Raw genomic sequence first — 23,275 nt, forward strand, 5'->3', positions numbered from 1 at the left:
GCGTCAGGTGTCTCAGCCGAGCTGCTGCAGGGGGACGATCGAGTAGCCGACGACCCCGTTCTCCTGGATGATCTGGAAACTGCCCCAGATGGTCATGTGGCCGCCGTCCTCGACGGTCAGGCCCTTGGAGACGTAGGTGTTCTGGGTGCCGCTGGCCCAGCACACCCCGTTCCCGGCCGAGTAGACGACGAAGTTGCCGTCGGTCTGCATCACTGCCCGCGAGCCGCAGCCCACCGTGTTGCTGTTCCACGCCACGCTGGAGCTGGCCCACCCGTCCTGGGTCGTGTACAGCACCAGGTTGCCGTCGCTCTGCATGATCAGCTTGGTGTTCCCGTCGTCGCTGTAGAGCCACCAGCCCTGGTCGAGCTCCTGATTGTTCATGATGGTGTTGCCCGGCGTGGGGGCGATGGCCGCCTGCGCGGTGCCGCTGGCGGCGAGCACGCCGATGCCCGCCAGCGCCCCGGCCATGGTGAGCCCGACGGCCCGCCGCAGGCCCCGTCCGGTGTGCGCGACCTTGTTCGACATGTGCTTCTCGTCCTCCTGGTACCGCGTCGGCGCCGGTGGTCACCGGCCGAGGGAGAACGTACTGACAAGCGATCAACATCCGATGAACGGGTTCGACGGGGGCCCTCGGCCGTTATTCATCCGTAACGGGCATTACATCTACCGATAAGAACGGGTCACATGTAACGTCCTCCTCATGTTCGACGCCGGCGCCAGCCGTCGGCAGCACGCCAGAGGAGGGTCCGACCGTGTTGCTCACCCGCCCGATCCGTCATACGGCCGCCGCAGTCGCTTTGTCGACAGCGGCTGTCGTGTCACTCGCCGCCTGCGGCGGGAACGCCGCCGACGGAGCCGCAGTCGTCCCCACCCAGGCGAGCGTCGCCGGGGCGCACGTCACCCGCGACCAGGCGCTGCACGACGCACTGCCCGACCGGATCCGGCAGAGCGGCACCGTCCGCGTGGCAACCGACGTGCCCTACGCGCCCTTCGAGATGTTCGTCACCGAGGGCAGCTCGGACCTCACCGGACTCGACTACGACCTCGGCCAGGCGCTCGGCGCCAAGCTCGGCGTGCGGTTCGCCTTCACCCCGCAGAAGTTCGACGGCCTCGTACCGGCCGTCCAGGCGGGGAAGTTCGACGCCGCCATGTCGGCGCTGACGGACAGCAAGGAGCGCCAGCAGGTGCTCGACTTCGTGGACTACTCGGTCTCCGGCTCGGGGATCCTGGTCGCCAAGGGCAATCCGTCCGCCGTCACGAAGCTGGACGACCTCTGCGGCCGGCAGGTCGGCGTCGAGGCCGCCAGCCACCAGCTCCAGCTGCTCCAGGCCCACCAGTCGACCTGCACGGCGGCCGGCCGGCCGCCCGTGGGGATCCAGACCTTCCCCAAGGACTCGGACGCGCAACTCGCGCTGCGCTCCGGCAAGGTCGTCGCCGACCTGCTCACCAAGCCGGCGGCCGGCTGGACCGCCAAGAACGCCGACGGCGGCGACGCCTTCGAGGTCGTCGACGACCCCGCGGCCAGCAGCGGCTACGACGCGACACCGAACGGCATCGGCGTCAGCAAGCAGCTGCCGCAGCTCACCGAGGCCATCCGCAAGGCGCTGCAGCAGCTGATCGACGACGGCACCCTCGCCCGGATCTGCGCCGCGTACGGCGTGCCGTCGATCGCGGTGAAGCAGGCCACCGAGAACGCGGGGGTGTCCTGAGATGGCCGCCGCCTCGACCTCCGCCGAGACCGCCCGCTCCGGCGCCCCGGCGCCGCGGGAGCTGGTCGCCGTGCCCGTCCGGTACTGGGGCCGCTGGATCGCCGCCGTCGCCGCCGTCGCCGCGCTGACGGGCCTGGTCGGCTCGCTCGCCCGGAACCCCAACCTGCACTGGAACGTCGTCGGCCACTACCTGTTCGCCGGACTGATCTTCGACGGACTGGGCACGACGCTCTGGCTGACCGTGGCCGCGATGGCCCTCGGACTCGGGCTCGGCACGCTCGTCGCCGTCATGCGGCTGTCGGCCAACCCGGTCCTGTACGGCCTGGCCACGCTGTTCGTGTGGGTCTTCCGCGGCACTCCGCTGCTGGTCCAGATCCTGTTCTGGGGCTATGCGGGGGCGCTGTACAAGCACATCATGATCGGCATCCCCTTCACGCACGTCACCTTCCTCCAGGCGGACACCAACAGCGTGCTGACACCGACGGTCGCCGCCCTGCTGGCCCTCGGACTCAACGAGGCCGCGTACGCCAGCGAGATCGTCCGGGCCGGGATCCAGTCCGTCGACGAGGGGCAGACCGAGGCCGCGCACTCGCTCGGCATGCGCCCGGCGCTGACGATGCGCCGGATCGTGCTGCCGCAGGCGATGCGCGTCATCGTCCCGCCCATGGGCAACGAGGCGATCAACATGCTCAAGATGACCGCCCTGGTGTCGGTGATCTCGGCGCACGACCTGATGTCCAACATCCAGGACGTGTACGCCCAGAACTACCAGGTCATCCCCATGATCGTGGTGGCCAGCTGCTGGTACCTGATCCTCGTCACCCTGCTGGGCGTCCCGCAGTCCTGGCTGGAGCGCCGCTACGGACGCGGCTCTGGCCGGGGCGGCCACAGCAGCCCGCTGCGGCGCCTGGTCGCGGCGACCGCGCTGCGCCTGCCCGTCCTCGGTCCGCGGCCCACCCACCCCACCGTGCAGAAGGGATGACCGTGGCAACTCCCATGGTGCGCGCCGAGGGTGTGCGCAAACACTTCGGAAAGCTCCAAGTCCTCAAGGGCATCGACCTCACCGTCGAACGCGGGCAGGTCTGCTGCCTGCTCGGGCCCTCCGGCTCCGGGAAGTCCACCTTCCTGCGGTGCATCAACCACCTGGAGAAGGTCGACGCCGGGCGGCTCACCGTCGACGGCGAGCTGGTGGGCTACCGGCAGCACGGCGACCGGCTGCACGAGCTCAGGGAGCGCGAGGTCGCCCAGCGCCGCCGTGACATCGGCATGGTGTTCCAGCGGTTCAACCTGTTCCCGCACCTGACGGCGCTGGAGAACGTGATGGAGGCCCCGGTCCGGGTCGCCGGCACCGCCCGGACCCAGGCGCGCGGCGAGGCCGGGCGACTGCTGGAGCAGGTCGGCCTGGCCGACCGGGCCGGCCACTACCCGGCCCAGCTCTCCGGCGGCCAGCAGCAGCGGGTCGCCATCGCCCGGGCCCTGGCGATGAAGCCCAAGCTGATGCTCTTCGACGAGCCGACCTCGGCCCTCGACCCCGAACTCGTCGGGGACGTCCTGGACGTCATGCGCCGACTCGCGGCCGACGGCATGACGATGGTGGTGGTCACCCACGAGATCGGGTTCGCCCGCGAGGTCGCCGACACCGCCGTCTTCATGGACGAGGGCGTGGTCGTCGAGTCCGGCGACCCCCGCCAGGTCCTGACCGATCCTCGGCAGGAGCGCACCCGCGCCTTCTTGTCGAAGGTCCTGTGAGCGCGCCCGCGCGGCAGCAGTGCCGCGACACCCCCGTGCTGCTGGCCCTGGCCGAGCAGCGGCTGGGCGCCTACCTGGACGGACTGGCCGAGCTGGTGGCGATCGACTCCGGCTCCTACAGTCCCGACGGCGTCAACCGGGTGGCCGACTGGACGGCGGCCCGGCTGACCGCCCTCGGCTTCACGACCGAGCGGATCGCCGTACCACCGGCCCACGGGCACCGGTCCGGTGACGTCCTGGTGGCCCGCAGGACCGGGAGCCTGCCGGTGGCCGACGGCGGCCGGCGGATCCTGCTGGCAGCACACCTGGACACCGTCTTCGAGGACGGCACCGCCGCCGAGCGGCCGCTGCGGATCGACGGCGCGCTGGCCCACGGCCCCGGTGCCAGCGACGACAAGGGCGGGCTGCTGGCCGGGCTCACCGCCTTGGAAGTCCTGGACGCCGCCGGGCTGGACGGGTACGCCGAGGTGGTGTTCCTCGCCACCCCGGACGAGGAGATCGGCTCACCGGCGAGCCGTTCCGTCACCGAACGCACGGCGCGTGGCATGCACTACGCGCTGGCGCTGGAGTGCGCCCGCGAGAACGGGGACCTCGTCGTCGCCCGCAAAGGGGTGGCGGACTACGTGCTCACGGTCAGCGGCCGCGCCGCGCACGCCGGGGTGGAGCCGGAGCGCGGGGCCAACGCCGCCCTGGCGGCGGCCCGGTTGGTCGTCGCCCTCCAGGCGCTGAACGGCCGGCTGGGCGACGTGACGGTCAACGTCGGCGTCATCCGTGGCGGCCATCGCGCCAACATCGTCTGCCCGGAGGCGGAGCTGCGCGTCGAGGTGCGGTCCGCCACCGGCGCGGGCCTGGAGCGCGGTCGCTCCGCGCTCGAACAGGCCGCGGCGCAGACCCGGGTCCCGGGGACGTCCGTGCGGGTCGAGCTGCTGGAGGTCTGCCCGCCGATGGAGGACGGTCCCGCCGCCCGCCGCATCCTCGCGCACGCCCTGGCGGCCGGGGAGCAGCTGGGCCTGGTGTTCGGCGCGGCGGCGACCGGCGGTGTCGGTGACGCCAACCTCATCGCGGGTGCCGGGGTGCCGGTGCTGGACGGGCTCGGCCCGGTCGGCGGGGCCGACCACACCCCGCAGGAGTGGCTCGACGTCACGACCGTGCCGGCGCGGGTCGCCCTGCTGGCCGCCCTGATCGCCCGGCTCGGCGACGAACGGACGGGCTGACCCGGGGCCACAGACCTCCTGCACCGGTTGTACAGCGCCGTGGCCGGTGCAGGAGCCCACCTCGCGGGCTGCGGATCGCCGCGCGGCCGGCGAGCCGGCGACCGCGCAGTAGGCTCGCCGGACACAGGCGGTGCCGACGGGACGGTACCGGCACGGTGCCGACGGTAGGAAAGGCAGGCAGGACGATGGCCCGCAGCACGCTGGCTGAGGAGATCCGGCAGAAGCTGGGGGAGCTCAGTCCTGCCGAGCGCAAGGTGGCCCGGGTGCTGCTGGCCGCCTATCCGTCCGCCGGGTTCGAGACCGTGGCGGTGCTCGCCGAACGCGCGGGCGTCAGCGCGCCCACCGTCGTCCGCTTCGTCAACCGCCTTGGCTACCGCGGCTTTCCCGACTTCCAGGCCGCCCTGCGCGGCGAGCTCGACGAGCGCAACGCATCACCGCTGTCGCTGTACACCACCCCCGGATACGGCCGCGAGCCCGAGGCGCAGGACCTCACGCCGGACCGGGTCCTCGGCACCGCCGTCACCCGCACGCTCGCCGAACTGCCGCCCCACGACCTGGAGCGCGCCGTCCAGGTGCTGGCCGATCCGAAGCGCCGGATCACCTTGCTCGGCGGCCGGTTCACCCACCTGCTCGCCGAGTACCTGGGCCTGCACCTGATGCAGCTGCGCGACGACGTGCGCCTGGTGCCCGGCCGCGACGTGGAGCGCACCGCCGTCCTGGCCACGCTCGGCCGCCGCGACGTGCTGGTGGTGTTCGACTACCGGCGCTACGAGGCCGACAAACTGACGGTGGCCCAGCTGGCGCAGGAGCGCGGCGCCCGCGTGGTGCTGTTCACCGACGCCTGGCTGTCGCCGGTGGCGCAGTACGCCGAGGTGGTGCTGGCGAGCCAGGTCATCGCGCCGTCGCCGTACGACAGTTACGTGCCGACCCTGGCGGTCGTCGAGACGCTCATCGCGGGGGTGCTCTCGGCGCTCGGCGAGGACGGCCGGCGCCATCTGCAGGCCGCCGAGGAGGCCGCCGACCGCGCAGGGCTGTACGACCGCTGACCCGGTGGCCGCTTCCCCGGTCGTGCTACACGTGGAACGGAACGGTGGTGACGACGATCTTCGGCAGAGGCCGCAGCGCTCTGCGCAGGCGGGGTGCGAGGCGGTTGTGCAGGAGTCGGTGGCGCCAGTGCCGTACGACGATCTCCGGGAGGATGACGGTCAGGGTGAGGTCCGGGCGCTGGCGGTGGAGGGACTCGATGTAGTTGACCAGGGGAGCGACGATCGCGCGGTAGGGGGAGAGGACGATCTTGAGTGGCAGGTGGTCGCCCCACAGGTTCCAGTACGCGCGGAAGCGCTCGGCCTCGTCCGCGCTGGGGCTGATGTGCAGGGCGAGGACGGGCTGTCGGAGCGAGGCGGCATAGGCGAGTGCGCGCATGCCGGCCAGGTCCAGCGCGGCGATCGGCACGATCAGCAGGGGGTGGATCTCCTCGGGAGTCTCCTCGCCCTCCGTGTCCGCCCCCGTCTCGGACGGCGCCTGGGGGGCCGGGCCCGGCACCGGTGCGCCGGCTGGTTTCGCGCCCTCCCGTGAGCGTGGCGGTGCGATGGTGCGACTGGGGATCTCAACGGCGTGGGGGTGCAGGGTGAGTGCCTCGGCAACCAGGTCGTAGTGGTGCCGGATCCTGGTCGCCACCAGGATGAACAGTCCCACGGTGAGTGCGGCGAACCAGGCGCCCTGGGTGAACTTGGTGATCGCCGCGGTGATGAGCACGATCGCCGAGAGCAGCGCGCCGACGGCGTTGAAGGTCAGACTCTTGCGCCAGTGGCGGTCGCGCAGGCGCCACCAGTGAACGACCATGCCGGACTGCGACAGGGTGAAGGCGAGGAAGACGCCGACGGCGTAGAGCGGGATGAGAGGCGCGGTCTTGCCGCCGAACGCCGCGTAGATCGCGGCCGCGGCGACCGAGAGCAGGACGATGCCGTTGCTGAAGGCCAGACGGTCGCCCAGTCGTAGGAAGATCCGCGGTGCCTGGTGGTCGCGGGCCAGCAGGTAGAGGACACGGGGGAAGTCGTTGTAGGCGGTATTGGCCGCCAGGAGCAGGATCGCGGCCGTGGCGGCCTGGGTGAAGACGTAGCCGACACCCGAGCCGAAGGCGCGGTGAGCCAGCTGCGACAGGACCGTCTCCTGCGCGTTGGGGACGATGCCGTCGAAGTGGACCAGCGCGACCGTGCCGGCGAAGAGCACGATGAGCAGGCCGACCATCCAGGTCAGGGTGGTGCGGGCGTTGCGCCATTCGGTCGGTTGGAAGACCGGGACCGCGTTGGAGATCGCCTCGATACCGGTCATCGCCGTCGAGCCGGAGGCGAAGGCGCGCAGGACCAGGAGCACGCTGACACCCTCGGTCGCGGTCAGCCGCGGTGTCGCGGTCGGGTGGAACCCGCGGCCGCCCGCGTCGTACAGCCCGACGGCGACCAGTACGAGGACCGCGATGATGAAGGCGTACGTCGGTGCGGCGAACAGCGCGCCCGCCTGGCGCACGCCGCGCAGGTTCCCGGCGAGCAGCACGGCGATCACGGCGAGGCCGATCGGCACGATGTCGCCGTGGAGCGAGGGGATCGCCGAGGTGACCGCCGCCATGCCGGAGGCGATCGAGACCGCGACCGTGAGGATGTAGTCGGTCATCAGACCGGCGGCGGCCGCCAGCCCGGCAAGGCGGCCGAGGTTGGCGGTGGCGACGATGTACGAGCCGCCGCCGTGCGGATAGGCCCGGATCGTCTGACGGTAGGACACCCCGACCGCGAGCATCAGGAACGTGATCGTCGCGGCGATCGGCACCGAGTAGCGCAGGCCGGCGGTGCCGGCGAGGACGAGGACGGCCAGCATCGCCTCGGGCCCGTACGCGACCGAGGACAGCGCGTCGGCGGAGAGCACCGGCAGTGCCACCAACTTGCGCATCCGCTCGTGCGCGATCGCGGTGCTCCGCAGCGGAGCCCCGAGCAGTACGCGCCGCACCCCGGAACCGACCCTCCCGAGCCGGGACGTCCGGGTGTCCTCACCGGCCGTCTCGACCGCCGACGGCTGCTCACCGACCGTGGCCACCGGCACGAAGCGACCGAAGCGCACCGGGCGGATCTCGGAAGCGGCCGGATAGCGACCGAGATCCGGATCCACGGGCAGCGCACGGCGCCACGCCTGCGGATCCCCGGCCACCTGACCCCACTCGCGCCCCACCCGGCGCAACACCCCGAGCTGCTCCGCGTCGAGCGCCGGCAGCGGGGCGTCGGGGCTCGGCGCGCCGCCCTGCTGCGCACCGCCATCGTCCCGATCTGTACGTGACACAGCACACAGTGTTACGCATGGCATCCCCAGTCGGGGGCAAGGCACTGCGGATTGTCGGGGTCCCGGCGGGTCTCAGCGGTTGGGGGAGCGGCCGCTGTGCCGGAACCGGACGGCGGAGATGACCATGGCGATGATCAGCACGGCGATGCCGATGAACAGCAGGTAGAGCAGGCCGTGGGTCACCACGCCGACGATGCCGAGCACGATCGCGAGGATGATCAGGAACAGTACGAGCGCCATCTCCGACTCTCCTTCGGGCCTGGTGGGGGTCCTACCGGCGTGCCAGGCGGCGTTCACCGCCCGCGCCCGGTGCGTAGTCCAGTTCGTAGTGGGCGAAGATCGCAGCCTCGTCCTCGGCCGGCAGCACGCCGTCGGTGCCGATCGCCGGCGCCTTCTTGACCTGGCTCTTGGGCCAGGCGACCTGTAGACGGCCCGGGCCGACCCGCGCGTCGGCGAGGGGGACGAAGACCAGGCGGCGGCGTGTGGGCAGCCCGACGGTGACGGTGGCGAACGCCGGCTGATCCGTCGCGGTGTCGACGTAGACGGACTCCAGCGTGCCGATCTTGTGGCGGTCGGCATCCACCACGTCGTGGCCGCGCCATTCCCGGATGTCACCCGCTTCGAACATCAGCGACCTCCGATGTTTGTGGGCATCTCCCATTCTCCCCTCGGCGCGTCCCGCCGCCACCTGCCCGGTGTGTCCGGCAGGGGACTCGGTACGACCGTCGGCCCGCACTTTCGGTGCTGGTGGAAGTCCTCCGGTCGCCGGCGGCCCGTCGGGCCCCTACGGTCGTGTTCTGACACGGCCCGTCGTCGCGGGAGGCCAGGATGCGGTACTACCGGTGGATTCTCGAGACGCAGGACGACGACGGCCGCTGGTCCCAGCAGGACGGCGCTCCCATGCCGAATCCCCTGGAATACGACGGGCCGCCCCGGCAGGCGGCGAACCACCTGCGGGACGGGTTCGTCCGTACGCTCTCCGGACCCGCTCCCGGCCCGCGGGCGATCAGGGTCCGGGTCTGGGAGGGGCGGCACTCGGTCGGCGAGCCCCAGGCCGAGACCGAGTGGTCACGCGAACAGCCGGACCAGCCGCGGGCGGGAGGTCAGGGCCGGGGCCGTCGGTGAACGGCATGGTGTCGTCCGCTGCTGATCGTTGTCATCCGTCGGCCCGTAGGTCGGCGGTCGGCACACCCGCGGCTGTCAGGAGATCGGTGCCGGTGCGGGTGTTGGCCGGGTCGGACGCCGCTGTCATCAGCCGCTCGGCGGCTGAGGCCTCGGCCTCGGGGGGAATCACCAGGAGCTCCAGACGCAGCGGGATGAAGGAGCACACCACCACCTCGTCCGCGTCCTGTTCCTGTTCGAACCACCCGACGTGGATGACGTGGCCTGTGACCGGAACCCGCCGGGGGATGACCGGCCAGTGCCTCGGATTCACGGTGACCCGGGTGATCTTGCCCCATTTGGGGTCCAGTGCTGCCGCCAGTGGCGGGAGTTCACGCAGCAGGTCGTGCGAGCGGGGCCACCAGGCACCGTCAAGCCGACCCGGGGTGGCGCCCTCGGGTGTCAGTGAGAGCCGGACCGGGGGCTCTGGCCCCGAAGGCTGGGAAGCGGTGGGATCGGAGGTCGCGGTCATGTCGAACACCAGCCCTGGGCTCGTTGTGGACGGCCTGGTAGCGGCGCCGGGCACCGAAGAACCCGCAGGCCGTTGACGGTGAGTTCTTTCACCGTACTCCGGCCACGCCACTCGACCACATGGGTCTTGACGCCGTGGAGTACGGCCCAAGGTATTTCTCGGATGACTTTTCTGGTCAAACATTGCACATGGGAATTTATAAAGAAATTTATGTGCAGGGGGGAGGCTTGAATTCTCGCAGTGCGGAGTATTCTGGAAAGTGCCGGGAGAAGTTACCGGTAGGGCGATCGCGAGGAGGCGAAATATGCGGATCAGTGAGGCAGGATCTCTGGCTCTGCGACTCGTGATCGCAAAACCGTCCTCCCTTTCGGCGGGCAGATCATAGAGTGACGGGGGCCGGGGGGCCGGGGGCGCGGATTCAGATCCTGTTGTTCCGGTCGGTGTTGCTTACGCAGGCCGGAAGCCCGTCCCCGCAGCGATGCGGGGACGGGCTTTTTGTGGGCGGGTTGAGTGTCACGGCTCAGCGGAAGACGGGCCACCGTAGCCGTCGGGCGACGGTGAGGCGGGCGCTGCGGGCGGCGGAGGCTGCCGTGGCGGGGTGGGGTGACTGGTGTTGCTCTCGGCGCCCGGCAGGCGCGTTGCTCGGGCCGGTTGCTCCCGGCGGAGGGTCCGTCATGTCGCCGTGGCACGTACTGGAGTTGGCAACTCCAGATAGTGCTACTGTGGGTTCATGGACGGAACGGATTCATCCGCGTCCCGTGGCGCACGGCGCCTGAGACGCGATGCCGAGGCCAACCGGCAGCGCACGCTCGCCGCGGCTCGGGAGGTGTTCGCCGAGCGGGGGTTGGGGGTCAACCTTGATGACATCGCTCGCCATGCCGGTGTCGGAGTGGCGACGTCCTACCGGCTCTTCGGCAACAAGCAGGCGCTGATCAACGAGCTGTTCGAAGAGCGCGTCGATGCCCTGGTGGTCGCCGCCGAGCAGGCTCTGACGAATGAGGACCCGTGGGACGGGTTCGTCAGTCTGCTGACCATGGTGCTGGAGCTGATGGCAGCCGATCGCGGACTGCGAGAAGTGGTGTTCTCCGAGGTCGGGGGCCGTCCCCTGGTGGCGCAGGCCCGCCGCAAGTTCATGCCCGCGACCGACGCCGTGGTGCGCCGAGCCCAGGACGCCGGCCTGCTGCGTCCGGACGTGGCGACGACCGACCTGCCCCTGGTCTTCTACATGGTGAGCTCCGCGATCCAGCACACCCAGCCGGTCTCGGCCGAGGTGTGGCGGCGCTGCCTGACGATCGTCCTGGACGGCCTGCGGGTCCGCCCCGGGCTGACTCAGATGCCGGTGGTCGCCCTCACGACCGCCGAGGAGGAGCAGGTCGCCGGCTTGAATCCCTCCGGTTCCTGAGCGTTTTCGCCGATCCTGAGGCGCTCCTCACCGGGCCCGGCGTCTCGCTCCCTGTAGTGCCCGGAATCTGCGCGCGGCCCTGATCGCAGCGGTGTGGTGAGCCACCGCATGCGGTCAACGGCCCCTGCCGGCCTGCCTTTTCGCTGCCGTGTGCCACCAGCAGCCGCAGGCCGCGCCGCGTACGGCCGGTTCCCCACCTTCGAAAAAGCAACCACGGAAGGACGGCATACGTTGAATCCGACAGCTCTCGAGGTCGACTACCTGATCGTCGGAGCCGGGGCCATGGGCATGGCCTTCGCCGACACCCTCATCGCCGAGACCGACGCGACGGTGGCCATCGTCGACCGCTACGACCAGCCCGGCGGTCACTGGACCGTCGCCTACCCCTTCGTGCGCCTGCACCAGCCGTCGGCCTTCTACGGCGTCAACTCCCGTGACCTGGGCAGCAACACGGTGGACCAGGACGGCTGGAACGCCGGCCTGCACGAGCTGGCCACGGCCAACGAGATCCTGGCCTACTTCGACCAGGTGATGCGCAAGACGCTCCTGCCGACCGGCCGGGTCTCCTACTTCCCCAAGTCGTGCTACGACGGGCCGGATCCGCTGCGGCCCGACGTCCAGCGCTTCCACTCCATCGTCAGCGGGGCCGCCTTCGAGGTGACCGTCAAGCGCCGGACCGTGGACGCCACCTACATGAACGTCACGGTGCCCGCCATGGCGCCGCCCAAGTACGAGGTCGCCCCCGGCGTCCGCCTGATCACCCCCAACCAGCTGCCCGCGCTGCAGGACCAGCCGTCCCACTACACCGTCGTCGGGGCGGGAAAGACCGGCATCGACGCCTGCCTGTGGCTGCTCGGCCGCGGCACCGATCCGGCCGACATCACCTGGATCATGCCCCGCGACTCCTGGCTGCTCGACCGCGCCCACACCCAGCCCGGGAACGCCTCCATCCTCGAAACGGAGGCGGCCCGTCGCGAGGCGGTGGCCGGCGCCGACAGCGCCCGGGAGTTGTTGGCGCGGCTTGAGGACGCCGGCCTGCTGCTGCGGCTGTCGCCCGACATCGAGCCGACCGCCTACCGCTGCGCGACGGTCGCCCGCGCCGAACTCGAGCAGCTGCGCCGCATCGGCGACATCGTCCGCCACGGCAGGGTCAAGCGCATCGACGAGAACGCGATCGAACTCGACCAGGCCACCGTTCCCGCGCAGGCCGGAACCCTCTACATCGACTGCACCGCCGACGGCCTGGAACGACGGCCGACGGTGCCGGTGTTCGATCAAGCGCGCATCACGCTGCAGGCGGTGGTTCCCTGCCAGCAGGTGTTCAGCGCCGCACTCACCGCCCACATCGAGGCGGGTTACGCCGACGACGACACCAAGAACGCGCTGTGCGCACCCTCGCAGCACCCCGACTCCGCCCTGGACTGGATACAGTTCTTCGGCGACATCCAGGAGCGGATCGTGCGGTGGACCGCCGACCCCGCACTCGTCCAATGGCTCAGCACCTGCAGGCTCCTGGGCCGGCGGATCCCCGAGCTCTCACCCGAGCAGCGGGCCGCGCTCCTGCCCATCTTCCAAGCCCAGAGGCTGAAGCTGGACCAGCTGCTGCAGCAGGCGAACGCAGCCGGGGTCCTGGTGCGCTAGGAACCCTTCGCCACGGCCATGGCGGCCGGATCCTGCTCCGGGGCCGGGGGGCCGGGGGGCCGGGGGCCGGGGGGCCGAGAGCGGCCGGCTCGGCCCTGGTCTGCCGACCAGCAGTTCGTGGACGGGCGCGTCGCCCCGCCGGTGGGCGGCGCGCGGGTGAAGGTGGAGGCCCAGGCCCGTCCACCTCCCGGAGACACCGTGTGGAGCATCCCGGTCCGTCGGCTCGCCGCCCCGCTGGCCACCGTCCTCGTCGCGCTGCTGCTCACCGGCTCGGCGCCCGGCACTCCCGCCCCGCTCGCCGGCGACCTGGACCGCCTGCTCGCCGATCCCCGCCTCGCCGGGGCCGAAGTGTCCGTGCTGGTCAGCGATGCCGCAACCGGCACGGTGGTCTACCAGCACGACGCGGACGCGCTGATGCTGCCCGCCTCCACCCAGAAGACCGTCACCGCGGCCGCCGCGCTCGACCTGCTCGGCCAGGACCACCGCTTCACCACGCAGGTCCTCACGGCCGGCTCCCGCAGCGGCGGCCGCCTCGACGGCGACCTGGTGCTGCGCGGTGGCGGTGACCCGAGCCTGCAGCCGGCCGACCTCGACGCGCTGGCCGCGCGGGTCGCCGCCGGCGGCGTGACCGAGGTGGCCGGCGGCGTGCTGGCCGACGCCTCGCGCTATGACGATGTGCCACTCGGCGCGGCCTGGGCCTGGGACGACCAGGCCGCCTACTACAGCCCGCAGATCTCCGCCCTCACCCTCACCACCGACAGCGACGACGACGTGGGCACCGTGCGCCTCACCCTGACACCGGACACCGCGGCGGGCGGACCGGCGGCCGTCCGGCTCACGCCCGAGCAGGCGCCCGTCCGGATCAGCGGGCAGGCCGCCACCGGCGCGGTGGGCAGCCCGGACACCGTGCAGGTGGATCGGCGTCCCGGCGGCAACGACCTGGTGCTCTCCGGCAGCCTGCCGGCCGACGCGGGCCCGACCGACGAATGGGTGGCGGTCGACGACCCGGCGCGGCTGGCCGGCACCGTCTTCGCCGCCGCGCTGGCCCGGCACGGCGTCGCGGTGCGCGGCGCACTGCGCGAGCAGCGCGCCCCGGCGGGCGCCGCCGTGCTGGCCGCGCACGACTCGGCGCCGCTCGGCGAGCTGCTGGTGCCCTTCCTCAAGCTCAGCAACAACGGGATCGCCGAGCACCTGGTGAAGGAGATCGGCGCGGTGAAGGCCGGTTCCGGCAGCTGGGCGGCCGGGCTGGACCAACTGCGCGGCTACCTGCACCGCAACGGACTCGAGGTGACGCCGGCCCGCCAGGTGGACGGCTCCGGACTGTCGCGGCAGAACCTGATGACCGGTCAGCGACTCGTCGCACTCTTCCGCTTCGCCCGGCGGCAGCCCTGGTTCACCACTTGGTACGACGCGCTGCCGGTGGCCGGCGACCCCCGCCGGATGGTCGGCGGCACCCTGACCGACCGGTTCCGCGGCACCCCCGCCGAGGGCCGGGTGCACGCCAAGACCGGCTCGATGACCGGTGTGGACGCACTGGCCGGCTACCTGGAGCGGGCGAACGGGCAGACCCTCGCGTTCAGCCTGCTGGTGAACAACTTCGCCGGGGACAGCCCGCGCCCGGTGATCGACGCGTTCGTGGTCCGGCTGGCGTCCGACGCCTCCGCAGCCCCGCGCCAGGCGGCCCCGGCTGCTCCCGTACCCGCGCACGACTGGGAGAACGCCTGCGGCCGTGTCGACCAGGGCGTGACCGGCTCGGGTGCCTGCCGGGTCTGAGGGGCAGCCGCTCGGATCTGAGGGGCAACCGGGCAGGTCTGAGGGCAGCCGGGCGGGTCTGAGGGCAGCCGGGCGGGTCTGAGGGGCAGCTGCTCGGGTCGGTCAGTCCAGCACTTCACGGAGAGTCAAGGGTCGGGTGCGGAAAGGAAACGCCGAACCCCTGGGCGGAGGCGGCTGCCTTGCTAGGAGGGCGCCATGGTGAGCCCGGCCGCTGCCGCGCCGCGGCTGAGGACCACCGAGCGGATGTGGTCCAGGGCCTGTGCGTAGTCGCCGCGGTCGGGGTTCCGGCGGACCGCGTCGGCAAGGTCGAGGACCCGGTAGGGCGGCCCGAGGTCCATCAGTTGCGGGATGAACTCGGCCTTGGTGACCGTCCAGCGCCGGCCCGGCTGGGCCGGAGGGGAGAAGGTGAACCGGGCGATCGAACTCCAGTTGCCGCGCGGGTCCTCGGCGCCCGTGTAGTTGAACATGTGCCCGGCGATCTGGTCCCCCATCCCGTAGACGGTCCAGGTGCCGTTGACCTTCTCGTACGCCTGGGGGATGTGGGCGTGGGTGCCCAGGATCAGGTCGATGACGGGTGCGCCCTCCTGCTGGCCGGCGGTCAACTCGCGTGTGAGGGTGAGCTGCTGGTCGTTCGGCTCGTCCTGCCATTCGGTGCCCCAGTGGATGCTGACCACCACGATGTCCGCGCCGGCGGTGCGGGCGGCCTTGGCGTCGGCCAGGATCCGGTCCCGGTCGATGAGGTTGACCGCCCAGGGCTGCCCCGACGGCAGGGGGATGTCGTTGGTGCCGTAGGTGTAGGCGAGGTGGGCCACGGTGGCACCGTGCACGTGCAGCAGGGCGGGCTTGCCGGCCTCGTCCGCGTTGCGCGCCGAGCCGGTGTGTCTGAGGCCCACCGCGTCCATGGCGTCGAGGGTTCGCCGGATGCCGGCGGAGCCGTCGTCGAGCGTGTGGTTCGAGGCGGTGTCACAGGCGGCGTAGCCGGCATCCTTGAGGGCTCGGGCGACCTGCGGGGGCGATTTGAAGGTCGGCCAGCCGGTGAACGGGCCGCCGTCGGCGCCGTAGACCGTCTCCATGTGGCAGATGGCCAGATCGGCGCCGCTCACCACGGGTTTGACGCCCGCGAGCATCTTGGAGAAGTCGTACCCGTTGCCTCCGGCGTCATCCGCGGCCTGCTGGATGATCTCGGTGTGCGGGAGGACGTCGCCCGAGGCGAGCAGCGTGAAAGGCCGCGGGTCGGCCGGGGACGCGGCTGCTGAAGGGCTCCGTCCGCTTCGTCCGCTCGGGCCGCTCGGGCCGCGATGCGACGCCGTCGGGTCGCCGCCGCAGCCCGCGATGGTCGTGAGCAACACGGCAGCCATCGTCAGGGCCGGCAGGCGCATCGTGGAGTCACCTCATAGTCAGGAAGCCGGAATGTCGGGATGTATGACCAGGACTTCGACTATGCAAATGGTCTCCCGGCGGACGTCGAACGCACCCGCGCGAATGGCCCGATCGGTGGGCAGACCGTCGGCGGGAGCGGCCCGGTCGTGCCGATGAAACGGGGAAGTAGCATCACCCCCATGACGAGCAGAGACGCGGAGCGCACCCGGGCCCGCCTGTTGGCGGCGGCTCGGACCGAGTTCGCCGAGCACGGCATGGGCGGGGCCCGCGTGGATCGCATCGCGTCGAGTGCGGGCGTCAACAAGGAACGCATCTATGGGATCTTCGGCAGCAAGGAGAAGCTGTTCGCCGCGGTGGTCGCGGAGGCGTTCGGCGATCACGCGGTGCGGGTCGGTCTGCCCGGCGCTGATCTGGGGGAGTACGCGGGGCGGATCTTCGACTTCCACCGGGACAATCCCGAGCTGACCCGGCTGATGCTGTGGGAGGCGCTGCACTACGGCAGCCGGGCGCTGCCGGACGAGGCGCCGCGCACGGCCGGCTACGCCGAGATGGTGTCCGCGCTGGCCGAGGCGACTGATGGGAAGGCGGACGAACGGACCGCCGCCACGCTGCTCTCCGTCATCGGCCTGGCGATCTGGCCGCTCGCCGTTCCGCAGATGGCCAGGCTGTTCGCCGGGGATGCCCAGGAGCGGCCGGCAGACATGCGGGCGCATGTGGTGCGGATGGCTGACGCGCTGTCGGCTGCCGGCGGCCGCTGACTTCTCGGGCCGCCGGCCTGCGGGAACGAAGGCATGGGGTGAGCTGCGGGCAGCTTGCCAACCAACTGGTTGGTTGGCTAGCGTGCGCCCCCATGCGAACCAACGCGATGGACGTGTGGGCAACCGGCCTCGGCGCCATGACCCCGCTGGGAGCGGACCTGGCCGGCACCTGGTCGGCGATGCGGGCGGGGGCGAACGGCATCGCCTCGCTGGACGACCTGAGCTGGGCCGAGCCGCTGCCGGTGCGCATCGCCGCCCGGCTGACCGCCGACCCGGCCGCCGCGCTGAGCCGCACCGAGGCCCGCCGCCTCGATCGCAGCGAGCAGATCGCGCTGGTGACTGCCCGCGCCGCCTGGGCGGACGCCGGCGCGCCGGAGGTCGATCCGGAGCGGCTCGCCGTGGTCATCGGCACCGGAATCGGCGGTATCGCCTCGCTGCTGGGCCAGAACCGCATCCTGGAGACGGCCGGCCCGCGCAAGGTGTCGCCGCACACGGTGCCGATGCTGATGGCCAACGGGCCGGCCGCCCAGGTCAGCATGGACCTCAACGCGCTGGCAGGCGCCCACACTCCGGTGAGCGCCTGCGCCTCGGGCGCGGAGGCCATCGCCCTGGGCCTCGACCTGATCCGGGCCGGCCGGGCCGATGCGGTCGTCGCCGGCGGGGTCGAGGCGAGCGTCCAGCCGCTGCCGCTGGCCGCGTTCGCGCAGATGATGGCGCTGTCCACCGCGAACGACGACCCCGAGCACGCCTCCCGGCCGTTCGACGCCAGGCGTGACGGCTTCGTGCTGGGCGAGGGCGGCGCGATCCTGGTGCTGGAACGGGCCGATCACGCCCGGGCCCGTGGCGCGCGGGCCCACGGCGCGGTGCTCGGCGCCGGGATCACCTCCAGCGCCGCGCACATCAGCGCCTCCGACGTGCCCGGTCAGATCCGGGCGATGCGGCAGTCGCTCCGAGACGCGGGGCTGGACGGCGCGGACATCGGCCTGGTGCACGCGCACGCCACCTCGACCCCGCAGGGCGACCTGGCGGAGGCCGACGCCATCGCCACCGCCGTCGGCAGGCACCCGGTGGTCACCGCGACGAAGTCCATGACCGGGCACCTGCTGGGTGCCTCCGGGGCACTCGGCGCGGCCGCTGCCATCCTGGCGCTCCGGGACGGCTCGGCGCCGCCCACGCGCAACCTGGAGAACCCGGACCACGCCGTCGAGTTGGACGTCGTCGCCGGCACCGCACGGACCGGTTGCTGGGACGCCGCGCTCGCGAACTCGTTCGGGTTCGGCGGCCACAACGTCTCGCTGGTCTTCGGGCGGGTGTGACGGCGGTGCCTGCTGGGGGAGTTCCTCAGGCCTTGCCGGGCAGGTAGTACGGCCGGTTGTGGGCGGCGACCGGGGCGGACTGGTAGGTCCAGACACCGGACGCCGGGGCGGCGCCGACGAGTTGGCCCAGGTGCCGGCCGACCTCGCCGACCGGGTCGGTGACGTCGAGGCGGACCCGGGCCGCGCTGGCGGCGTCGAGGCCGTGGTACCGGTAGGGGTGGTAGACGTTCATCGGACCGGCGAGCAGACCGGCCTCGGGGTCGGTGCCGTAGCCGGTGATCGGCGTGTTGTTGACCGGTTCGGCGGCGAGACCGGCCAGGTCGGCGTGCAGGCTGAACAGGGTGCGGTCGTCGCGTTCGATGCCCGTGCCGTCGGGTGTGAACCGGGCTCCCTTGCAGGCGATGGACCAACTCTGCTGCTCGGCAGGCCCGTTGAGGGAGGGCATGGTGGCCTCGAACCAGCCGGGGTACTTGGGCTCGGCGTAGAGGCGGCGGCCGGCGTCAATGGCCAGCGGGTTGTCGCACAGCACATGGATGCGGGCGATGCCGAGCAGCTTGGTCTGGTCGACGCCCCGCGCGTACTGGTGGTAGTCGAGGGCGGGCAGGCGGTGGGCCTCGGCGGCGGGGTGGGCGATGATGTTGACCTCCACCTCCTGGGTGATCCCGCCGCCGTTCGGGTACTGCGCGAAGTACAGCTGGTAGTTGAGCGACACGCAGGCCCGCCCGTCGAACTCGGCGGCCACCAGGCCGGGGTGGCGTTCGGCGAGTAGCTCGGCGGCCGGTTCGGGGTCGACCAGGTAGTCGACCCCGATGTTGTGCAAGGCGCCGTAGTGGAAGGGCAGTTGGTACGGCGCGGGGACGGGCGGCAGGGACGGGCGCTGGTCCGGGGTCACGGGAGGTCGGCTCCTTCGAAGGCGCGCTTGAGGCGGATCGGCCGGTGGCGGGCGAGCAGGTCCTGGTGCATGCGGTCGGCGCTGCGCAGGGCGAGGGCCGCCATGGTGAGCGAGGGGTTGGAGGTGGCGACCGTGGGCATCGAACCGCAGCCGACCGCATAGAGGTTCGGGTGGTCCCAGCAGTGCTGCCACTGGTCGACGACGGAGGTGGCGGGGGAGTCGCCCATGATGTGGGTGCCGGCGCCGTGGCCGGCGGCCCGGTAGGCGTACGGCCGGCCCTCGTGCTCGAAGTAGCCGGGCCAGGCGGGACCCGGCTCGAAGCGGGTGCGGTCCTCGGCACCGAGCAGCGCCATCAGCTGGTCCGAGACGCCCTTGGCGGCGGCGATCCCGCGCTTGACCCAGTCGGACAGGTCGTAGTGGACGACCGGGCGGGGCAGGCCGAGCCGGTCGCGATGGCGGGGGTCGAGGGTGACCCGGTTGGCGGGGTCGGCGTCCTGCTCCATCTCGAACTGGAACGCGAACTCCCGTCCCACCCGGTCGCCGAGCGTGCGGCGCAGCTCGGCGCCGAACAGGCCGCGGCCGTCCGGGCCGCCGGTGCGCAGCAGTTCGGCGACTCGCAGATCGGGCGGGCCGAGCGCCCAAGTCCAGCCCCAGTTGCCGATTTCGATGCGGAACGGCGCCCGCTGGGCCCGGGCGGGGCCGAAGCGGAAGCCCTCCAGCCCGGAGGTCGACCCCGGCCCCCGGTACGGCCCGATCTGATCCTTCATCAGGCCCCAGGTGAGCAGTACGGGATGGTCCATGAGGTTGCGGCCTACCTGGTCGCTGCGGTTCGCCGCGTCGGAGAGCAGCAGGAGCTTGGCGTTCTCGACGGCGTGCGCGGCCAGCACCACCAGCTCGGCTTCGGCGGTGTGCGCGCGGCCGTCGCGGGTCAGGTAATCGACGCCGCCGGCACGGCCGTTGGCGCCGATCCGGACCCGGGTCACGACCGCGTCGGTGACCAAGGTGACGGATGGTGCCCAGCGGGCCTGGGTCCGCAGCGGGGTGTACTTCGCGCCCGACGGGCAGATGGGCACGCAACTGGCGTGCCCGACGCACCGGCCGCCGTCGGGTCGGTAGCCGGCGCCGCCGTCGTGTCCGGGATCGGGAACACCATTGCGGGCATGAGGCGTTGTGGTGACCCGGAGCCGCACCCGCGCCTCGTGGTCGCGCACGGACCGGCCGTCCAGCGCCTCGGCCATGACGTGGTCGAGATGGCTGCGCGGGATCGCCCGCATCGGGAACCGGTAGCCGTCCGGGAACGGCAGGCCGACGGCCTCGCGCTGCTCGTCGGCGTCGGCGGCAACTCCGAGTTCGTGCTCGGCCGCCCGGTAGTACGGTTCCAGATCCTGGTATCCGATCGGCCAGTTGCGCCCGTGCCCGAAGTCGCCCGCCCGGAAGTCCTCGGGGTGCATGCGCGGTGCCAGGCCCGTCCAGGCAAGCCCCGTACCGCCGTTGGCCCGCAGATAGCCGCTGGCGTACGGCCGCGGGCCGCGCTGTACCAGGTACCCGTGCGCCCGGTATCCGCCGTCCGGGCGGCCGGTGAGGTCGGGGACGTCCGGTGAGGGGGCGGAAGGGCTCGTCGGGTAGGGCGAGTTCGGCGACTTGACCAACGCCGTCCGGTACGCCTCCAGGGCGCGGTCGGGTCCGGCGTCCGTTGCGCCCGCTCCGGCCTCCAGCACCAGGACGCGCCAGCCGCGGTCGCCGAGCACCTTGGCGACCAGGCTGCCGGCGAAACCGGCGCCGACCACGATCACGTCCCAGCGGCGGCCCCCGGGCGCGGTCACGCCGGGTCCGCCGGCGGGTGCGACCAACTGCCGTGCCCCGGTGCGGCGGTGCTCGGGGCGTGCCCGCCGAACGTCCGCCAGACCAGGCCCTCGGCGTAGGCGCGCGCGGAGACCACGAACGCCGCGTCCTGCTCCGGGGCCGTGCTGCCGCCGAGCCCCGGCCAGGTGCCGAGGTACCACAACTGGGCTATCGCCTGGGCCAGTTCCCGTTCCGGCCCGTCACCGAACGCCGAGGGGCCGATGCCGCCTCTGGCCACGGTGGCCGTGAGCCGGTCGAGGGGCTCCGCGCCCGCCTGCTGGACCACCAGCGCCTGGTAGGCGCCGACCATGCCCGTCCCGCGCAGCTCCGCCGGGCTGAAGCCGGTCAGAGTGGAGGACAGGGCCAGGAACTCCGCCACCGTCGTCATTCCGCGCTCCCAAGTGATCGTCATGCCCACGGCAGACTCGCCTGGGTGATCATTCCTCGGTTCGCCCGTTTCATGCACCAACGCCGGGGTCGGCTCGGCAGGGCCTCGGGCCAGTCGACCTGGTAGGAGATCAACTTGGTGCCTGCCGACCGGGGAAGCGTGCGCCCGGGCGGCCGGGCGCACGCTTGCCGCTGGTCAGGTCCGGTAGCGGTACAGGATCCGGCCGCGGGTCAGGTCATACGGGCTGAGCTCCACGAGCACCCGGTCGAACGGCAGGATCTTGATGTAGTTCTTGCGGATCTTCCCGCTGATGTGCGCGAGCACCTGGTGCCCGTTCTGGAGCTCCACCTTGAAAGTGGCGTTGCGCAGGCACTCGACCACGCTGCCCTCGACTTCCAGGCCCTTCGATGTTCTTGGCAAAGTCTCTCGTCTCTCGAATCGCTGAGCTATCGGGTGAGTGGTGGGTGAGCTGATGTCGGATCGATGAGCCGGCGTGGCGTCAGCGACGCACCAGCTCAATGGTGCTGCCGGTCCGACGGGCGCCGAGGCCCTCGAACAGCGCGATCGCGGCGGTGTTGGACTCGTCCACCTCGGCCCAGGCCGAGTCGATCCCGGCGCGGTGCAGCGAGCCCAGCGCGTGGGCCAGCAGCGCCCGCCCGACGCCCTGGCGGTGCTGGTCGGCCCGCACCGCGATCAGGCCGATCCGCGCGCGGCGGCGGACCGGCACCACGCGGACCAGCCCCACGTACCGGCCGTTCCGCACCGCCACCGTGTACTTCGACGGATCCAGCACCGTCGCCCCGGCCGGGCGGGGCAGCACCTCGGCCGGCATGGTCTGCCAGCCGACGGTGGCCTCGACCTCCTCGCGAATCGCGCGGTCCAGGGCACGCAGCAGGCTTTCGTCCGCCTCTCCGGCGGGCAGGACCGTCACACCCGCCGGCGAGGTCACACCCGCCGCCGACCGCACCGCGTCGACCACGGTTTCGCTCGGGCCGGTCGGCAGGACGTACTCCCACTCGCGGCGTCCGGCGGTGAAACCGGCCTGCTCCCAGCGGGACTTGAGGTCAAGATCGGTCTCGCCGACCAGGGTGTGGAGGGGGTTCGTCAGGTCCGCCAGCATCGCGGCGGCGAACTGGTCGAAGACTTCGTCCTGCCACACGTCGATGCTGACGAAGAGCCGCCCGTCGGGCCGCTGCGAGACATCGCCGTGGCCGACGATCAGATTGCCGGTCACGGCCTGCCACTGGGTCTCGCCGACCCGGGTGATCATCACAGAGTTCATGGCTGTCGTCCTCTCAGGAGTGCCTGGTTGCAGAGGCGCTCCCGACGACACCTAGGTCAGTCGCACACCGTGAAGAAAGGAGGGAGCACCCGCCTCGATACAGCGTTCACGGGTCTCACCTCCTAGCGTCCTGCCACGGTGCTCAGTACGTTAGCAACCGTCGGCTTCCCGGCCAACTCAATTATTCGGGTACTCAAGAGGGCGCGGTGAGGTATTCGGGTACTCAAGAGGGCGCGGTGAGGGAAGCCAGCGCGGCGGGCCGCACCGCGCCGGCGGCGGCCGAGCCGAGCAGCAGGCCGGTCAGGTCATGGGCCTGCGCCTGCTCGCCGGTCGGGGTCGCCGCCGTGATGCGGTCCAGCCGGAAGCCCCGGCCGGCCCGCCGGGTGCGGCACCAGGCGATGAGGTACCACTTGCCGTCGGCGGTGAGCAGTCCGGCCGGTTCCACCATGCGGTCGCTCTCCCGGCCTGCCGCGTCGGCGTAGGACAGGCGCAGCACCGTGCCGTCGGTGAGGGCCTGCTCCACCGCGGCTCGGACCGACTCAGCGGTCCGAGCCGGCAGCGCGACGATCCGTGCCGCAAGCTCCTGGGCCGCCTGCGAGGCGGGACCGGTCATCGAGGCCGCGATCTTCTGAGATGCCGTGCGGGCCGCTCCTGCGTACGGAGCCGAGGTGTCGGCCATGGCGAGCGCGGCGACCAGCGCCGAGGCTTCATCTGGGGTGAAGCGGATCGGGGGGAGGGTCATCGCCGGGTCGATCGACCAGCCCCCGCCTCGCCCGGGCGTGGCGCGCACCGGGACACCGGCCTCCATCAGCGCCTGGAGGTCGCGTTGCACCGTGCGCGTGCCGACCTCGAAGCGGGGGGGGGGGGGCCCGCCCCCCCCCCCCCCGCGCGGGGGGCGGCCGCCCCCCCCAGCCACAGGGGGGAGGCGCGCCCGGCGGGGGTGGGGGGGGGGGCGGACGGCACACCCGCGCC

General features: G+C 72.0%; 23 protein-coding genes. 11 read left to right on the forward strand and 12 right to left on the reverse strand.

The window, feature by feature from the left end:
- Nucleotides 1-12: 12 nt before the first annotated feature.
- Complete coding sequence (locus P3T35_RS32440) at nt 13-525, reverse strand: hypothetical protein (RefSeq protein WP_101383201.1); 513 nt, start codon at nt 523-525, stop codon at nt 13-15.
- Between the two features lie 290 nt (nt 526-815).
- On the opposite strand from P3T35_RS32440, the gene P3T35_RS32445 reads away from it, so the two are divergent.
- From P3T35_RS32445 to P3T35_RS32465, 5 genes are all read left to right on the forward strand, one after another.
- Nucleotides 816-1,709 (forward strand): ABC transporter substrate-binding protein, encoded by an 894-nt coding sequence (locus P3T35_RS32445; RefSeq protein WP_101383202.1) that lies wholly within the window; start codon nt 816-818, stop codon nt 1,707-1,709.
- Nucleotide 1,710: 1 nt separating this feature from the next.
- Complete coding sequence (locus P3T35_RS32450) at nt 1,711-2,691, forward strand: amino acid ABC transporter permease (RefSeq protein ID WP_101383203.1); 981 nt, start codon at nt 1,711-1,713, stop codon at nt 2,689-2,691.
- Nucleotides 2,692-2,705: 14 nt separating this feature from the next.
- On the forward strand, nt 2,706-3,458 hold the full coding sequence (locus P3T35_RS32455) for an amino acid ABC transporter ATP-binding protein (protein WP_101383204.1): 753 nt from the start codon (nt 2,706-2,708) through the stop codon (nt 3,456-3,458).
- A complete protein-coding gene (locus P3T35_RS32460; protein ID WP_101383205.1) occupies nt 3,455-4,672 on the forward strand; it encodes a M20/M25/M40 family metallo-hydrolase in 1,218 nt (405 codons plus the stop codon). Before P3T35_RS32455 ends, P3T35_RS32460 begins: the two co-directional genes overlap by 4 nt.
- Nucleotides 4,673-4,857: 185 nt before the next feature.
- The gene (locus P3T35_RS32465; protein ID WP_101383206.1) at nt 4,858-5,718 is read left to right on the forward strand and encodes a MurR/RpiR family transcriptional regulator; all 861 of its coding nucleotides are present in this window, start codon (nt 4,858-4,860) and stop codon (nt 5,716-5,718) included.
- Nucleotides 5,719-5,743: 25 nt separating this feature from the next.
- Here the strand turns inward: P3T35_RS32465 and P3T35_RS32470 are convergent, their stop codons facing one another.
- The 3 genes from P3T35_RS32470 to P3T35_RS32480 all read right to left on the reverse strand — a co-directional run bounded on the left by P3T35_RS32470 (nt 5,744) and on the right by P3T35_RS32480 (nt 8,624).
- Complete coding sequence (locus P3T35_RS32470) at nt 5,744-7,612, reverse strand: APC family permease (protein ID WP_280708832.1); 1,869 nt, start codon at nt 7,610-7,612, stop codon at nt 5,744-5,746.
- 456 nt (nt 7,613-8,068) lie between these two features.
- A complete protein-coding gene (locus P3T35_RS32475; protein WP_143676968.1) occupies nt 8,069-8,236 on the reverse strand; it encodes a DUF2207 domain-containing protein in 168 nt (55 codons plus the stop codon).
- Nucleotides 8,237-8,267: 31 nt separating this feature from the next.
- Nucleotides 8,268-8,624, reverse strand: coding sequence for a PRC-barrel domain-containing protein (locus P3T35_RS32480; RefSeq protein WP_101383208.1), 357 nt, complete (start codon nt 8,622-8,624; stop codon nt 8,268-8,270).
- 200 nt (nt 8,625-8,824) lie between these two features.
- Here P3T35_RS32480 and P3T35_RS32485 point away from each other — a divergent pair, with 200 nt between their 5' ends.
- A complete protein-coding gene (locus P3T35_RS32485; RefSeq protein WP_101383209.1) occupies nt 8,825-9,121 on the forward strand; it encodes a hypothetical protein in 297 nt (98 codons plus the stop codon).
- A 31-nt stretch (nt 9,122-9,152) separates the two neighbouring features.
- Here the strand turns inward: P3T35_RS32485 and P3T35_RS32490 are convergent, their stop codons facing one another.
- On the reverse strand, nt 9,153-9,629 hold the full coding sequence (locus tag P3T35_RS32490) for a DUF5994 family protein (protein ID WP_143676969.1): 477 nt from the start codon (nt 9,627-9,629) through the stop codon (nt 9,153-9,155).
- Nucleotides 9,630-10,359: 730 nt separating this feature from the next.
- Between P3T35_RS32490 and P3T35_RS32495 the strand changes: the two genes are divergently transcribed.
- From P3T35_RS32495 to dacB, 3 genes are all read left to right on the forward strand, one after another.
- Nucleotides 10,360-11,031 carry a TetR/AcrR family transcriptional regulator gene (locus P3T35_RS32495; RefSeq protein WP_101383211.1) on the forward strand — a complete coding sequence of 224 codons (672 nt, stop codon included), beginning with the start codon at nt 10,360-10,362 and terminating at the stop codon, nt 11,029-11,031.
- Between the two features lie 231 nt (nt 11,032-11,262).
- A complete protein-coding gene (locus P3T35_RS32500; protein ID WP_101383212.1) occupies nt 11,263-12,672 on the forward strand; it encodes an FAD/NAD(P)-binding protein in 1,410 nt (469 codons plus the stop codon).
- 117 nt (nt 12,673-12,789) lie between these two features.
- A complete protein-coding gene (dacB, locus tag P3T35_RS32505; RefSeq protein ID WP_180356693.1) occupies nt 12,790-14,445 on the forward strand; it encodes a D-alanyl-D-alanine carboxypeptidase/D-alanyl-D-alanine-endopeptidase in 1,656 nt (551 codons plus the stop codon).
- A gap of 182 nt (nt 14,446-14,627) precedes the next feature.
- On the opposite strand, the gene P3T35_RS32510 is transcribed toward dacB, so the two are convergent.
- On the reverse strand, nt 14,628-15,803 hold the full coding sequence (locus tag P3T35_RS32510; RefSeq protein WP_280708833.1) for a CapA family protein: 1,176 nt from the start codon (nt 15,801-15,803) through the stop codon (nt 14,628-14,630).
- A gap of 201 nt (nt 15,804-16,004) precedes the next feature.
- Here P3T35_RS32510 and P3T35_RS32515 point away from each other — a divergent pair, with 201 nt between their 5' ends.
- Nucleotides 16,005-16,583 carry a TetR family transcriptional regulator gene (locus P3T35_RS32515; protein WP_101385406.1) on the forward strand — a complete coding sequence of 193 codons (579 nt, stop codon included), beginning with the start codon at nt 16,005-16,007 and terminating at the stop codon, nt 16,581-16,583.
- 92 nt (nt 16,584-16,675) lie between these two features.
- The gene (locus P3T35_RS32520) at nt 16,676-17,899 is read left to right on the forward strand and encodes a beta-ketoacyl-[acyl-carrier-protein] synthase family protein (protein WP_101383215.1); all 1,224 of its coding nucleotides are present in this window, start codon (nt 16,676-16,678) and stop codon (nt 17,897-17,899) included.
- Nucleotides 17,900-17,924: 25 nt separating this feature from the next.
- Here P3T35_RS32520 and P3T35_RS32525 read toward each other — a convergent pair whose 3' ends face one another.
- The 6 genes from P3T35_RS32525 to P3T35_RS32550 form a co-directional block, all read right to left on the reverse strand.
- Nucleotides 17,925-18,791: a hypothetical protein gene (locus tag P3T35_RS32525; protein ID WP_180356694.1), complete on the reverse strand. Its 867-nt coding sequence runs from the start codon at nt 18,789-18,791 to the stop codon at nt 17,925-17,927.
- Nucleotides 18,788-20,614 (reverse strand): GMC family oxidoreductase, encoded by a 1,827-nt coding sequence (locus P3T35_RS32530; protein ID WP_101385408.1) that lies wholly within the window; start codon nt 20,612-20,614, stop codon nt 18,788-18,790. The genes P3T35_RS32525 and P3T35_RS32530 overlap by 4 nt, the downstream gene beginning before the upstream one ends.
- Nucleotides 20,611-21,021 carry a hypothetical protein gene (locus P3T35_RS32535; RefSeq protein WP_101383216.1) on the reverse strand — a complete coding sequence of 137 codons (411 nt, stop codon included), beginning with the start codon at nt 21,019-21,021 and terminating at the stop codon, nt 20,611-20,613. Before P3T35_RS32535 ends, P3T35_RS32530 begins: the two co-directional genes overlap by 4 nt.
- Before the next feature lie 195 nt (nt 21,022-21,216).
- Nucleotides 21,217-21,441, reverse strand: a complete 225-nt coding sequence (infA, locus tag P3T35_RS32540) for a translation initiation factor IF-1 (RefSeq protein WP_101383217.1) — start codon at nt 21,439-21,441, stop codon at nt 21,217-21,219.
- Between the two features lie 79 nt (nt 21,442-21,520).
- Nucleotides 21,521-22,303, reverse strand: a complete 783-nt coding sequence (locus tag P3T35_RS32545) for a GNAT family N-acetyltransferase (RefSeq protein ID WP_101383218.1) — start codon at nt 22,301-22,303, stop codon at nt 21,521-21,523.
- A 223-nt stretch (nt 22,304-22,526) separates the two neighbouring features.
- Nucleotides 22,527-23,219, reverse strand: coding sequence for a WYL domain-containing protein (locus tag P3T35_RS32550; protein WP_280708831.1), 693 nt, complete (start codon nt 23,217-23,219; stop codon nt 22,527-22,529).
- Between the last annotated feature and the right edge of the window lie 56 nt (nt 23,220-23,275).

This window comes from Kitasatospora sp. GP30 (assembly GCF_029892145.1).
Lineage (GTDB): Bacteria > Actinomycetota > Actinomycetes > Streptomycetales > Streptomycetaceae > Kitasatospora > Kitasatospora acidiphila.